12 protein-coding genes and 1 pseudogene are annotated in these 13514 nt (G+C 71.3%); 8 read left to right on the top strand and 5 right to left on the bottom strand.

The genetic code is table 11. The annotated features are described in order from the left end of the window. Positions 1-100 precede the first annotated feature (100 nt). The gene (locus JIX55_RS01090) at positions 101-1813 is read right to left on the bottom strand and encodes a SulP family inorganic anion transporter (RefSeq protein WP_257561314.1); all 1713 of its coding nucleotides are present in this window, start codon (positions 1811-1813) and stop codon (positions 101-103) included. 264 nt (positions 1814-2077) lie between these two features. On the opposite strand from JIX55_RS01090, the gene JIX55_RS01085 reads away from it, so the two are divergent. Together JIX55_RS01085 and JIX55_RS01080 are read left to right on the top strand one after the other, a co-directional pair. Then, positions 2078-3049, top strand: a complete 972-nt coding sequence (locus JIX55_RS01085) for a universal stress protein (RefSeq protein ID WP_257561313.1) — start codon at positions 2078-2080, stop codon at positions 3047-3049. A 25-nt stretch (positions 3050-3074) separates the two neighbouring features. Then, positions 3075-3980 carry a universal stress protein gene (locus JIX55_RS01080; RefSeq protein WP_257561312.1) on the top strand — a complete coding sequence of 302 codons (906 nt, stop codon included), beginning with the start codon at positions 3075-3077 and terminating at the stop codon, positions 3978-3980. An 8-nt stretch (positions 3981-3988) separates the two neighbouring features. Here the strand turns inward: JIX55_RS01080 and ppk2 are convergent, their stop codons facing one another. Then, entirely contained in the window at positions 3989-4792 is an 804-nt protein-coding gene (gene ppk2, locus JIX55_RS01075; RefSeq protein ID WP_257561311.1) for a polyphosphate kinase 2, read from the bottom strand. 267 nt (positions 4793-5059) lie between these two features. On the opposite strand from ppk2, the gene JIX55_RS01070 reads away from it, so the two are divergent. From JIX55_RS01070 to JIX55_RS01060, 3 genes are read left to right on the top strand one after another with little or no spacing between them, the layout of a single operon-like run. Beyond that, on the top strand, positions 5060-7789 hold the full coding sequence (locus JIX55_RS01070; RefSeq protein ID WP_257561310.1) for a bifunctional acetate--CoA ligase family protein/GNAT family N-acetyltransferase: 2730 nt from the start codon (positions 5060-5062) through the stop codon (positions 7787-7789). 13 nt (positions 7790-7802) lie between these two features. Further along, positions 7803-8537, top strand: coding sequence for a CBS domain-containing protein (locus JIX55_RS01065; RefSeq protein WP_257561309.1), 735 nt, complete (start codon positions 7803-7805; stop codon positions 8535-8537). A gap of 16 nt (positions 8538-8553) precedes the next feature. Next, positions 8554-9051 carry a flavodoxin domain-containing protein gene (locus JIX55_RS01060; protein ID WP_257561308.1) on the top strand — a complete coding sequence of 166 codons (498 nt, stop codon included), beginning with the start codon at positions 8554-8556 and terminating at the stop codon, positions 9049-9051. 69 nt (positions 9052-9120) lie between these two features. Here the strand turns inward: JIX55_RS01060 and JIX55_RS01055 are convergent, their stop codons facing one another. The 3 genes from JIX55_RS01055 to JIX55_RS01045 form a co-directional block, all read right to left on the bottom strand. Further along, complete coding sequence (locus JIX55_RS01055) at positions 9121-9705, bottom strand: hypothetical protein (protein ID WP_257561307.1); 585 nt, start codon at positions 9703-9705, stop codon at positions 9121-9123. A gap of 346 nt (positions 9706-10051) precedes the next feature. Then, positions 10052-10756: a CBS domain-containing protein gene (locus tag JIX55_RS01050; protein ID WP_257561306.1), complete on the bottom strand. Its 705-nt coding sequence runs from the start codon at positions 10754-10756 to the stop codon at positions 10052-10054. Positions 10757-10794: 38 nt separating this feature from the next. Further along, complete coding sequence (locus JIX55_RS01045) at positions 10795-11292, bottom strand: cyclic nucleotide-binding domain-containing protein (RefSeq protein ID WP_257561305.1); 498 nt, start codon at positions 11290-11292, stop codon at positions 10795-10797. Positions 11293-11483: 191 nt separating this feature from the next. Between JIX55_RS01045 and JIX55_RS01040 the strand changes: the two genes are divergently transcribed. From JIX55_RS01040 to JIX55_RS01030, 3 genes and pseudogenes are all read left to right on the top strand, one after another. Continuing rightward, on the top strand, positions 11484-11687 hold the full coding sequence (locus JIX55_RS01040; RefSeq protein WP_306819965.1) for a hypothetical protein: 204 nt from the start codon (positions 11484-11486) through the stop codon (positions 11685-11687). 99 nt (positions 11688-11786) lie between these two features. Then, entirely contained in the window at positions 11787-12710 is a 924-nt protein-coding gene (locus tag JIX55_RS01035) for a carbamate kinase (protein ID WP_257561304.1), read from the top strand. Positions 12711-12894: 184 nt separating this feature from the next. After that, a pseudogene (locus JIX55_RS01030) lies at positions 12895-13349 on the top strand (flavodoxin domain-containing protein). Positions 13350-13514 lie beyond the last annotated feature (165 nt).

Raw genomic sequence — 13514 nt, 5'->3', positions numbered from 1 at the left:
TGTCCGCTACAAGCGTCCTGGGCGAGCGCCGACAGCGGCGACATCGTCAGGCACTCTGCAAGCCAAGCGTCGCGCTGTGGAGGACGGATCCCTGGGCGGCTTACTGATCGCGATACCACTCCCTGTATGCGGTCACGGCTGTCGGCAGGGTGGGGAAGATCCGCTCGCTGCCGACGGTGTCCGCCAGGCCGTACGCTGTCAGGTCGTCCAGCAGGTCCTGCTTGACCCGGGCAAGGGCGAAGACGATGCCGCGGTGGGCGAGCTCGCGGCGGAGTTCGTCGACCGCGTCCAGGGCGGTGATGTCGACCTCCACATTGGCCTCGGTGTTGAGGATGAACCAGCGGACCGGTTCGGTCTGTTCGTCGAGTGCGGCCAGGGCCCGGTGGCGGAAGTCCTCCGCGTTGGCGAAGAAGAGCGGGGAGTCGTAGCGGTAGACGAGTAGGCCGGGGATGGTGCGGGCCTCGGGGTAGTCGTCGATGTCGTGCATGCCGGCCACGCCGGGCACCAGGCCCTCGATGGCGTCGTGCGGGCGGGCCACCCGAGTGAGCAGTTCGGCCACGGACAGACCGACGGCTACCAGCACGCCGTACAAGATGTCGAGGGCGAGCACCCCGGCCAGGCAGCCGAGCGCCAGTAGCAGTTCTCGGCGGCGGAAGGACGCCAGCCGTCGGAAGCCCGCCAGGTCGATCATGCGGACGGCAGCGTAAACGACGAGCGCGCCGAGGACCGCCGTGGGCGTGCGGGTCAGCAGAGGGCTCAGGAAGAGCAGGACCGACAGGACGGCCGCGCCGGCCACCAGTGAGTACGCCTGACTGCGCCCGCCGGCTGAGGAGGCCAGCGCGGTTCGGCTGGCGCTGCTGCTGACCGGGAAGCCGTGCAGCGTGCCCGCGCCGAGGTTGGCGGCGCCCAGCGCGAGGAACTCCTGGTTGGGGTCGAGCCCGGAGCCCTCGTCGTCGCGCTTGGTGAAGGCCCGTGCGGTGAGGATGAAGTCGGTGTAGCCGACCAGAAGGACGCCCAAGGCGGGGAGCACCAGGTGCGGCAGTTCGGCCATGTCCGGCAGAGCCACGGTGGGCAGGCCCGAGGGGACCTCACCGATCACTTTGATGCCGTATTGGTCGTCGAGGTCGAAGAAGGACACGGCGGCTGTGCCGAGCACCACGGCGAGCAGGGGACCGGGGACGGTGCGGAAGAAGTGGGCCACCGTGAAGAGGAGCCCGAGCGCCGCGACGGCGAACAACACCGTGGCCAGGTGGAGCCGCGACAAGTGCCCTGCGAAGGACCACAGTTGGGAGAAGAAGGCCGAGCCTGTCGTCCGGACACCGGTCAGTTTGGGAAGCTGGTCCACGATCATGATCAGTGCCACGCCCGCCAGATACCCGATCAGCACCGGCCGGGACAGCAGGTCAGCGATGAAGCCGAGCCGAGCCGCCCATGCCAGTACGCACAACAAGCCGACCGTGATCGCGAGGGTGGCTGCCAGGGTTGCGTATCGGGCCGGATCTCCGGCGGCGAGGGGCCCGACCACCGTCGCCGTCATCAGCGCGGTCGTCGACTCCGGGCCGACCGAGAGCAGGCGGGAGGAGCCCAGCAGGGCGTACAGGGCGAGCGCCGGCAGGATCGCCCACAGCCCTGCGACCGGCGGCAGGCCGGCCACCCCCGCGTACGCCATCACCTGGGGCACGAGATACGCAGCCACTGTCACTCCGGCCAGGACGTCGCCCCGCAGCCACGAGCGCCGATAGCCGAACAGCGCACCGAGCCCGGGCACCAGGCGGCGCCACCTTGGAGTACGGCCGACCGAGCTCTGGGACATGATCCTCCTTGAGCCGAAGGACCTCATGATCCTCCGGGACCCTGGTCGGCCGCGAGATGCCGAACGGCCCGCGGGTGCCGCTGCTCCCAGGTTTCTCGGACGCGGTTCGGCTCCGAGCGCACGACTCTCGCGCGGGCACTGCGATGGCGCGGACACCTCGGCCGCTGGGGCCCATCGGCCCCAGACCGGGGACCTGCGGGCTCTGCACCGCGTCTCTCCTCGTCGCCACCCTGGAGTCAGAACCCCGACCAGGAGGTGGACAACATGTCCCGCAACGTCACCGTGGGCCTCGACGGCTCGCCCGAGAGCCGCGCCGCTGCCGAGTGGGCGGCGCGCGAGGCGAAGCGGCGCGGCCTGCCGCTGCGGCTGGTGCACGTCTGGGAGCCCGTCCCGGAGCCCATGGCGCAGGCCCCGCTCCTGGGCGCCGAGACGCAGCAGCACTGGAGCGAGCGAAGCGAGATGGGGGCACCCCCGGCCGAAGTCCCCCAGCCTTCGGCCGGGGGTGCCCTCAGGGGGAGGATTCCGCGCGAGACGGCCGAGGGACTCCGCCTGCGCCATCCCGGCGTGCGCGTGGACATGGAGCAGATTCTCGGCCAGCCCGCCGAGGCGCTGACGGAGGCGGCGAAGGACGCCGAGCTGCTGGTCCTCGGCTCCCGGGGGATGAGCGGCATCGGAGGATTCCTCGTCGGCTCCGTGGGCCAGGCCGTCGTGGCGCACGCCGAGCAGCCGGTGGTCCTCGTGCGGGCGGCGGAGCAGTCCGCGGACGGCCATGCGATGGATCCGTCCGCAATCCCGTCTGCTGGGGCCCTGTCCGGCCCCGTCGTCCTCGGACTCGACACCGACAGCCCTGACGACACGCTGCTCACCTTCGCCTTCGAGGCGGCCGCCCGCCGTGTCACACCCCTGCGGGTCGTCCACGCCTGGAATCTGCCGCCCTACTTCGCCTACGGCCTGCCCGCCGACCCCGAGCTCAACGCCGTGCTGGGCAAGCAGGACGCTGCCACGCTGGCCGAGGTGCTGCACCGCTGGAAGGAGAAGTACCCGGCCGTCAAGGTCATCGACGAGTCCCGTTCCGGCAGTGCCGCCGTCCAGCTGGTCGACGCCTCCCGGGAGGCGTCCTTGGTCGTCGTGGGCCGGCGGATCCGCCGTAGCCCGCTCGGCGCCCACATCGGCCCTGTCACGCACGCGGTACTGCACCATGCCACCGCCCCCGTCGCCGTCGTCGCGCACGACTGAACGCACCTCTGAAGGAGTGGAGATCATGAACGCAGCGGTGGACCGAGCCCTCGGCGGGCCCTTGGTCGTGGGCGTGGACGGTTCCGAGCCGAGCTTGCGGGCCGTCGACTGGGCGGCCGACGAGGCGGTGCTGCGCGGGGTGCCGTTGCGGGTGGTGTACGCCCGCCTGTGGGAGCGGTACGAGGGTGCCGCGCTCGCCCGGGACCTCGGCAAGCCGACCGCGCTGCCGTTGGCCCAGGACGTCGCCGGCGCCGCTGCTCAGCGGGCACGTGCCCGGCACCCCGACCTGAAGGTGACCGCCGACGTGGTGTTCGAGGAGCCGGAGTACGCCCTGGTGCGCGAGGGACGGAACGCCTCCGCGCTGGTCGTGGGCACCCGCGGCCGCAGCGGCATCGCCGAGCTGCTGCTCGGCTCCGTCAGCCTGGCCGTCGCCGCGCACGCCGACTGCCCGGTGATCGTGCTGCGCGGCAGCCACGACAACCAGGCGACGCCCCCGGTACGCGGCCGCGTCGTCGTGGGCGTCGGCGAGGACGTGAAGGAGTCGGCGGCCGTCAGATTTGCCGTCGAGGAGGCACGGCGACGCGGGGTGCCCTTGGAGGCCGTGCGGGCCTGGCGGTGCCCCGCGCACGAGACCACCGACCACCCACTCATGGCGGGCGAACCCGCCCGCCTGCACGAGGAGCGGGCGGGCGAGGAACTGGAAGCGGCGTTGCAGGACGTCCCGGCGGACATCGATGTGCGCCGACGCACCGTCGAGGGCCATGCCCGCCGAGTGCTCTTGGACGCCTCGCACGAGGCCGACCTGCTGGTCGTCGGCGCCCGGCGCAGGGAGGGGCGCTTCGGGCTCCAGCTCGGCCGGGTCGCCCACGTGGCACTGCACCACTCCGCCTGCCCGGTCGCCGTCGTACCGCACCGGGTGCACGACGCCTGACCGGTGCCTCAGACGCTCGCCGCGTGATCGGGGACGTAGGTCTGCAGAGCGCGTGGCGGGCGCTGGTAGCCGGTCGACGGCGGCCGCTCCGGCAGCTCCAGCACCGGCGGCGGCACCTCGTGGTACGGCACGGAGCCGAGCAGGTGGGTGATCATGTTCAGCCGGGCCCGGCGCTTGTCGTCGCTCTCCACGACGAACCACGGAGCCTCCGAGATGTCCGTGTGCACCAGCATCTCGTCCTTGGCCCGGGAGTACGCCTCCCAGCGGGTGATCGATTCCAGGTCCATCGGCGAGAGCTTCCAGCGCCGCGTCGGATCCTCCAGCCGGCGCCGGAACCGCTCCTGCTGCTCGGCGTCGCTCACCGAGAACCAGTACTTGCGCAGCAGGATCCCGTCCTCCACCAGCATCCGCTCGAAGATCGGGCACTGCCGCAGGAAGAGCTGGTACTCCTCCTTGGTACAGAAGCCCATCACATGCTCGACACCGGCCCGGTTGTACCAGCTGCGGTCGAACAGCACGATCTCCCCGGCGGCCGGCAGATGCTCCACGTAGCGCTGGAAGTACCACTGGGTGCGCTCGCGCTCGGTCGGCTTGGGCAGCGCCGCGATCCGCGCGACGCGCGGGTTGAGGTGCTCGGCGACCCGCTTGATCGTGCCGCCCTTGCCCGCCGCGTCCCGCCCTTCGAAGGCCACCACCAGCCGGGCGCCCTCCGCCCGCACCCACTCCTGCAGTTTCACCAGCTCCGTCTGCAGGCGCAGCAGTTCTCGTTCGTATGCCGCGCGCGGCACCTTCGCCGTCTTCTTGCCGGCCATGCCGCCTCCATCGCCCGATGGATCACGTCGATGACTTCAACGTAATCACTGGTGCCCCGGTCGAAGACCGGGACAGCACCGTACTGACCGGCCTGGCAGCGGCGCACCCTGAACGTGCACTGTCAGGCATGCCTCCCGCGTCCGGGCCGGGGACGACCGGCGAAATCTTGGGCCTATCGGCCCTCGCATCGCCCCCGGACAGCCCATGGGACCACCCCCCGATCCGCCGGATGCTCGAAATGACACAAGGCTTGGAGGAGTCCCGCGATGACGCACGACGTGACCGACCGACCCCCCGTCCACGCCCTGCTCGCTGACGGCACCACTGTGTGCATCCGTCCCGTGAGGCCGAGCGACCACGACCGGTTGGAGGGGCTGTACGAGGAGATGTCCCCGGAGAACCTGCGCCTGAGGTTCTTCGCCGCGAGCCACCGGTCCGCCCGTCTGGCCGCCGACCGGGCCTGTGCTCCGCCCCGCACCGGCTACCGGGCGCTGCTGGCCGAGACGCAGGGCCGGGTGATCGGCCTCGCCGAGTACGACACCGGGGACGAGAAGGACGCGGCCGACGTGTCCATCGCCGTCGCCGACGGGCTACACCACCGAGGCGTCGGAACCCTGCTCGTCGAGCACCTCGTCTCGGCCGCCCGCGCGGAGGGCATCACGACCTTCACGGCCGACGCGCTGAGTGAGAACCACGAGGTGTTGAAGCTCTTCGCCGACCTCGGTCTACGCACGGACCGCCGCTTCGAGGGCCCGGAGGTGCGCTGCACCATCGTCCTCGACCAGAGCGACACCTACCTCACCGCGGTCGAGGAACGCGGCCGGGCCGCCGACGTCGCCAGCCTGAAGCCGCTGCTGCGGCCCAAGGCGGTCGCCGTTGTCGGAGCCGGGCGCAAGCCGGGTTCGGTGGGCCGGGCGATCCTGCACCAGCTGCACTCGGGCGGCTACACCGGGCGCCTGTTCGCGGTGAACCCCGCCGCGCACTCGATTCTCGGCGTGCCGTCCTACTCGTCGGTCAGCGCCCTGCCCAAGACACCTGACCTCGCGGTGCTCGCCGTACCTGCCGCCGCGATCCCGGAGACAGCCGAGGAGTGCGGCAAGGCGGGCGTACGGGCCCTCCTCGTCGTCACCTCAGGCATCCACGCCGACCAGGCCCAAGCCCTGCTGGCGGCCTGCCGTTCGTACGGCATGCGCCTCGTCGGCCCCAACTGCCTCGGCATCTCCAACACCGACCCGGAGCTGAGCCTGGACGCCACGTTCGCTGCCGGACATCCGCGCCCCGGCACCGCGGGCGTCGCTGTGCAGTCCGGCGGCGTCGGCATCGCCCTGCTCGACGGGCTGTCCCGGCTCGGTATCGGCGTCTCTTCCTTCGCCTCCCTCGGCGACAAGTACGACGTCAGCGGCAACGACATGCTCCAGTGGTGGGAGAGCGACGGCCGCACCGGCCTCGCCCTGCTGCACCTGGAGTCGTTCGGCAGCCCGCGGGCGTTCTCCCGCACCGCCCGGCGCTTGACCCGCCGTATGCCCGTACTGACCGTCGACGCCGGCCGCACCGACGCGGGTCGGCGCGCTGCCGCTTCGCACACCGCGGCCGCCGCCACGCGCACGATGACCCGTGGCGCGCTGTTCACCCAGGCCGGCATCACCGCCACCCGGTCGATCGGCGAACTCCTTGAGACAGCCGCGCTGTTGCACTCGCAGCCGCTGCCCGCGGGCAGCCGGGTGGCGATCGTCACCAACGCGGGCGGGGCCGGTGTCCTCGCGGCCGACGCCTGCGCCGAAGCCGGGCTGTCGCTCCCGGCGCCCACCGCGGAACTGATCGACGACCTGCTCGCCGTGCTGCCGGACGGGGCTGCCGTGGGCAACCCGGTCGACGCCACCGCCGCCGTCACGGAGGAACAGCTCACGGACTGCGTGGACCGGATCATGCGGTACGGCGGCGTCGACGCCGTCCTCGTGGCCCTGGTCCCCACGGCGGTCGCCGCGGCGACCGGCGATGACCTCGTCCGGGCCCTCACCCTCCCCCACTCTCGGCTTCGCTCGAGCGGGGGGACCTCCATCCCCGGCCGGAGGGCGAAGCCGATCGTCGTGGTACGGCTCGAACAGGGCCTGCCCGTAGAGCTGTTGCCCGCTACGGAGGACGGCACGATCCCGTCGTTCGCCGAACCCCAGGCGGCGGCACGGGGGTTGGCGCACGCCGCCCACCGCGCGGCCTGGCTCGCCAGGCCCGCCGGGACCGTCCCCGAGCTCGACGGCGTCGAGACGGAACGAGCCCGCACCGTCATCGGGACCTACCTCGCCGCACACCCCGACGGAGGCTGGCTGGACCCGCGCACCTGCGCCGACCTGCTGGCCTGCTACGGCATCCCGCAGATCCCCTGGGCCTGGGCCGAGACGGAGGACGACGCCGTCCTGGCCGCCGACCGGCTGCGCGGCGCCGACGGCCGGGTGGTCATGAAGGCCCACTGGCCCGGGCTGGTGCACAAGAGCCAGCAGCACGCTGTCCACCTCGACCTGCGCGGCGATTCCGAAATTCGGGCCGCCTTCCGCGACCTGGAGACCCGCTTCGCCGGACTGATGACCGGTGTCGTACTGCAGCCGCTCGCCGTCCGCGGTACCGAGCTGTTCGCGGGCGTCGTCCAGGACGAGGTCTTCGGCCCGCTCGTCCTGTTCGGGCTCGGCGGTACGGCCACAGAGGTCCTGGCCGACCACGCCGCCCGGCTCGCCCCGCTCACCGACCACGACGTGCACGACCTCATCACATCCCCGCGCTGCGCCCCGCTCCTGTTCGGCGCGCACGGCAACGGACCCGTCGACCTCGAGGAGCTGGAGCAGCTGCTGCTGCGGCTGTCCCGCATGGCGGCGGACCTGCCGCAGCTCGCCGAGACCGACTTCAACCCGGTCCTCGCGACACCGGGCGGCGTCACCGTGCTGGACGCACGGATCCGCCTGGCGCCGTGCAGGCCCCAGGACCCCTATCTGCGCCGGCTCCGCTGAGGAGGGAACGGACATGAAGCACAACAAGGTCGGCTCCGTGATGACCACGGAGGTCGTCCGCGCCGGGTACGGTACCCCGTTCAAGGAGGTCGCGAGGCTGCTCGCGGCCCACCGGATCAGCGGGCTGCCGGTGGTCGACGAGGACGACAAGGTCATCGGCGTCATCTCCGAAACGGACCTGGTGGCACGCCAGGCGGCCACTCCCGAACCGTACGAACCGCGCCGTCGCTTCGCGTTCCTCCACGGGCTGACGCGCGGTGCCCGACGGCAGACGGCGAAGGCGCATGCCCGCACCGCCGGCCGGCTCATGACCGAGCCGCCCGTCACCGCGCACGCCGACGACACCATCGTCGAGGCCGCCCGCACCATGGCCCAGCACCAGGTGGAACGTCTGCCGGTGCTCGACGAGACGGACCGGCTGGTCGGCATCGTCACCCGCCGCGACCTGCTCCAGGTATTCCTGCGGCCCGATGGGGAACTCCGCAATGAGGTGATCGAGGACGTACTGGTGCGCACCCTGTGGCTGCCGCCTCGCAGCATCGACGTGTCCGTGGTGGAAGGCGTCGTCACCCTCACCGGCCACATGGAACGCAAGAGCGAGACGGAGATCGCCCTGTCGATGACCCGGCGGATCAGCGGAGTGGTCGGCGTGGTCGACAGGCTTACCCACCGACTGGACGACGCGCACCTGCGCACCCGGGAGCAGGCGCTGCACGGCGTGGCCGACGACTGGCTGCGCCGAGTATGAGAGGAGGTGTACCGCCATGACCGGCACCGTGTTGGTCACCTACGGAACCACGAACGGATCGACGGCCCAGATCGCCGAAGCCATCGCCGATGTCCTGCGCAAGCACGGGCTGACGGTCGAGGCCCTTCCGGCCCAGTCCGTGACGAGTGCGGCGTCGTATGACGCAGTGGTCGTCGGTGGCGGACTGTACGCCGGACGCTGGCAGAAGCACGCCCGCCGGTTCCTCCGTCGGCACCGCCACGACTTGGCCGAACGCCCCCTGTGGCTGTTCAGCAGCGGCCCGCTCGACGCCTCGGCCTCGGAGCGGGACATCCCGCCCGTACCCGGCGTGAAGAAGGCCATGGTCGAGCTCGACGCCAGGGAGCACGTCACCTTCGGAGGCTGTCTGGAGGAGGGTGCGAAGGGATGGGTCGCTCGGATGATCCTCCGCAACGGAAAGGGCGGAGACTTCCGCGACTTCACCGCGATCGAGACGTGGGCGGCACATGTCGCCGACGAGCTGACGCACACATAAGGGCGGGCCGGAATGCTCCGCTCCATCCAGACCCCGGTGTCCGGCACCGGGGTCGCAGCGTCACCGCGCCTACGACGCCACCACGGCTACGGGGCACATGGCCTCTCGCAACAGGGACCGAATCATGTACCCCCACTCGGCGCCGGGATTCCGGCCCATCATGACCAGTGCGGCGCCCGCGGAGCAGTGGAGCAGGGCCTGCGCCAGTGTGAACAGGACGACGTCCTCGAGTACCGGCACCTCCGGATGCTTCTCACGCCACGGTTGCTGCGCATCGGCGAACTGCTGCACCTCCTGGTCCTCCCAGGCGGGCCGCTCCTCCTCCGGTATGGCGAAGGGCAGTTCGGCAGCACACGCGGGAAGCGACCAGGCGTGCACGCCGAGCGTGACCCCCTCGGAGCGGCGAGGGGCGGAGAGATCGTCCGAGACGAACACGAGCGGCCGGGCCGCGGCTTCGACGTTCGCAGGAAGGGGCGAGCCGGCCGTTTGAGAGTCGGCGACACCCTCCCGGCGCAGAGCGCACACGACCACCTTGGCCTCGCTCACTTCCTGCTGTGAGCCGTGGACCACGCGAATCGGCAGACCGCGCAGCCGTGCCTCGTGCGGCCCGATCTGCCGCTTTCCGGCTGGGCGCCGACGGGTCGTTGGAGGCAAGAAGCACTTGTTCCATGGCGGTCCGCCTTCCACCGCTACGGGACGCCACCAGCCTGGCGTGTGCCTGGGGGCGTACGCAGAGGCCGAACGACCTTGAACCGTAACCCCGGCGATAAGGGCGGTAAGAGAGGCAGCCAAACTCGACGGGGATTCCCGGAGGCTGCCGCAGCGTGTTGTGCACCATGCAGTAGCGCCCCCGCGCTGTCCATTCGGCCTGGCGTCCTCAGCTCCTGAGGCAGCAACGCGGAGCGGACGTGGTCGCCGCAGGGACGGTGCGCGCTCGACGGGGACGTACGCAACGCCGCCAGGTCTTCGCCGCGATGTTGCAACGTTCACCCGGGGCGATTCACGACGGTGAGGCGTCCTCGCTGTGACTCGACGGGTCAGGGGTCGTCTCCGAGGAACGGCCGTGCTCGGAGACGTCGAACTCCACGTCCACGACCCCCTCAACGGCCCGGATCAGACGTGCCGCCACGGGGACCAGGGACGTGTCCCGGATGCGGCCGCTGAGCGTCACGACCCCGTCCCGCACCGTCACGAGTGCGGCTGACGTCGACGCGGGGAAGAGGTACGACACCACCTCCCGGCGGACCTCTTCGGCGATCTCCTCGTCCTCGCGCAGGAACACCTTCAGCAGGTCGGCGCGGCTGACGATGCCCTGCAGCATGCCTACGTCGTCGACGACGGGCAGCCGTTTGACCTTCGCGTGCGCCATGGTCCGCGCGGCCTGGGCGAGCGTCGCGTTCGCGTGGACGGTCAGGGCCGGCGAGGTCATCAGCTCACCGGCGGTCACCGCGCCGGCCTTCGCGAGGTCGGACAGGCGCCGCAGCTGGGTGTACCGGTCGGGGTCACTGTCGCGGAACTCCTCCTTGGGCAGCAGGTCCGCCTCGGAGACGACTCCGACGACCCGGCCCTCGCCCTCCAGGACGGGAAGGGCACTGACCTTCCAGTCCTGCATCATCCGCACGATCTCCTTGAAGGAGGCGGCACGGCCGATGGTGGCGACAGTGTGGGTCATCACGTCGCTGACGATGTGCGGGGTGCCGTGCATGATGTCTCCTTGGCGACGGTCGCTTCCACTCGGCGCGGTCACAGGAGGCTGCCGCTGCCGTAGGGGGCGTACAGGTCCAGCAGCCGGGTGCGGGCCGAGCGCAGGCGGTGGGCGAGGACACCGCCCACCCTCCCCCACTGCCTTGTGGGCGTGGGAGGTGCCCCCAGGGCGACGCTCGCGCCGAGCGCGGGGTCGTCCTTGCACATCGACCGGATCGTGGTGGCGTCGAACTCGTAGGCGCGCACCGGGCTGGTCGCCTCGGCGCCCAGGTGCCAGCTGTGCGGGGCGAACAGCCAGGACCAGCCGATGAGTTCGTTGTGCCCGAGGGTCTCGATGACGGCCGCGCGGCGGCCGGGCACGCGCATGTCGAGGGCGACGGTGCCGGTACGGATGATCCAGAACCGATCCGCCTTGCCGCCTTCCTCGAAGAGGCGGGTGCCCTGCGGGAACGACACCTCCCGGGCGAAGCACATCAGCCGATGACGGTGCTCGGCCGGCAGTGCCTGGAGCATGCCGGCCGTGGCCGGAGCGTTCATGACGTGCCTCCAGTCAGGGTGTACGAACCTGTCACGTCCAGCGTGCTCCCGTGCCCCAGTGCCGGGCGATGGGCCACCCGGCCCCATGGCCGGGCCACCCGGCACTACGTCCGGGTCCTTCGGCACCCTGTGCCGAAACGGTCCTCGATGTTCGATGAAGACGAGAGACCACTCGGCAGAAGGGGGTGTGCATGGTGGGTACGTCTCTGACACCGGAGTTCTGGAGGTTGTTCGCCGTCCTCCTGATGATCTCCACCGCGGTCACTTCTGTGCTCAGCGCCGCGCTCGACGCGCTGGCGCTTCGGGGGCAGCGGCGCCGCATCCGTCGCCGGTCGGCCGTCCTGCGGGCGACCGAGGCACCCCGCCGATCTGATCGGACCCCGGTCCATCGCTGAGCCGGGGACGCCTTTGACTGCCCTACCAAGTCAACGGCAAGACGCCCGGCTGGACACCGTCAAGGCCGTACTTGTGGCCCCCATGGAGGAACTCAAGCCATGCGCATCGTCATCGCTCTCGGCGGCAACGCCCTGCTGCGCCGGGGTGATCGCCCCGACGCGGCCGTGCAGCAGGCGAACATCGACCGGGTGACCACCGCTGTTGCCGCTCTCGCTCTCGAACACGAGGTCGTCATCACCCATGGCAACGAGCCGCAGATCGGCCTGCTCGCCATGGAGAGCGCGGCCGACCCGGTCCTGACCGCCCCCTATCCGCTGGACCTGCTGGGCGCCCAGACCGAGGGCCTGATCGGTTCGCTGCTGGTCCGGGCCCTGCACGACGCGCTGCCCGGTCACAAGATCGCCGCACTCGTCACCCACACCCTGGTACGGGCGGACGACCCGGCCTTCGAGCGGCCCACGAAGCGCGTCGGCCCGGTGTACCCCCGGGACATCGCCCGCACCCTCGCGCGAAGGCGCGGCTGGCACATCGCCAAGGACGCCAGCGGGTGGCGCCAAGTCGTCGCCTCACCCGAGCCCGAGGGAATCGTCGAGACCGAGACCATCCACGACCTGCTCGCCTGCGGAGCGCTGGTCATCTGCGCCGGCGGCGGAGGCGTGCCCGTCACCGCCGACAGCGACACCGGCGCCCTGCACGGAGTGAACGCGGTCGTCGACAAGGACCTCACCGCCGCCCTGCTCGCCGAGGAACTCAAGGCCGACTTCCTGCTCATCCTCACCGATGTGCCGTGCGTCTACACCGGCTACGGCACCCGCGACCCTCAGCCCGTCCTCGACGCCACCCCCGACGACCTGCGCCGCGCAGGCTTCCCCGCCGACTCCATGGGCCCCAAGACGGAGGCCGCCGCCCGGTTCGTCGAACGCACCGGGGGCCTTGCCGCCATCGGCGCCCTGGATGCGGCGTACGAGATCGTCCACGGGAGGTCGGGGACCCTGGTGCGCCTCGATCTGGCCGTCGGCTGAGATGCGGCCGGAACGCGTTGGACCGACGGTCCCCTGGCTTGGGGAGGGGTACCGTGCCGTGGCCCTGCCCCTGGGGCCGACCCGCTCCAAGACATCCTGCACAGCGCATCGGGCCGGCGGACGACGCGCTGGATGCTCGAAGCGCCACGGGCCATGGGAACGATGAGAGCGGAGGCGAACCATCATGCCCAGCAGCGTGTTGGTCGCCTATGGGACGACGAGCGGATCGACCGCGGGATCGCCGAAGCCGTCGCCGCGGTCCTGCGTAAGGACGGGCTGACAGCCGACGCGCTGCCGGCCCGGTCGGTGACGAGTGCGGCGTCGTACGAAGCCGTCGTGGTCGGCGGCGCCCTGTACGCGGGGCGCCGGCACAAGGACGCCCGCCGCTTCGTCCGCCGATATTGGCGCACCCGGGACGACCGGTGTGGTTCTTCAGTGGCGGCCCGCTCGACGCCTCGGCCTCGGAGCGGGACATCCCGCCGGCGCCGGGCGTGCACAAGGCCATGGTCCGGCTCGGTGTCAGGGAGCACGTCACCTTCGGGGCTGCCTGCACGAGGGAGCGAAGGGGTGGGGCGCCCGGATGATGCTGCGCAACGAAAGGGCGTGGACTTCCGCGACTTCACCGCGATCGAGGAGTAGGCGGCCCGTATCGCGACGGACCTTCGGGCCGAACCGGGCAGGAGTTGATCCGGCCGCCGAGGCAAGTCGGCAGGGGAGCCGTGGCTTGCGACTCACCAGGGCAGCGGTGGCCGTGGGCGGACTCGGATCGCCGCGGCCACGGCTGTCACATCGAGCGGACACCGC

The sequence above is a fragment of the Streptomyces sp. DSM 40750 genome (assembly GCF_024612035.1).
Lineage (GTDB): Bacteria > Actinomycetota > Actinomycetes > Streptomycetales > Streptomycetaceae > Streptomyces.
Note: the sequence above shows the minus strand (reverse complement) of the source record. Positions and strands in the feature narration are given on the sequence as shown.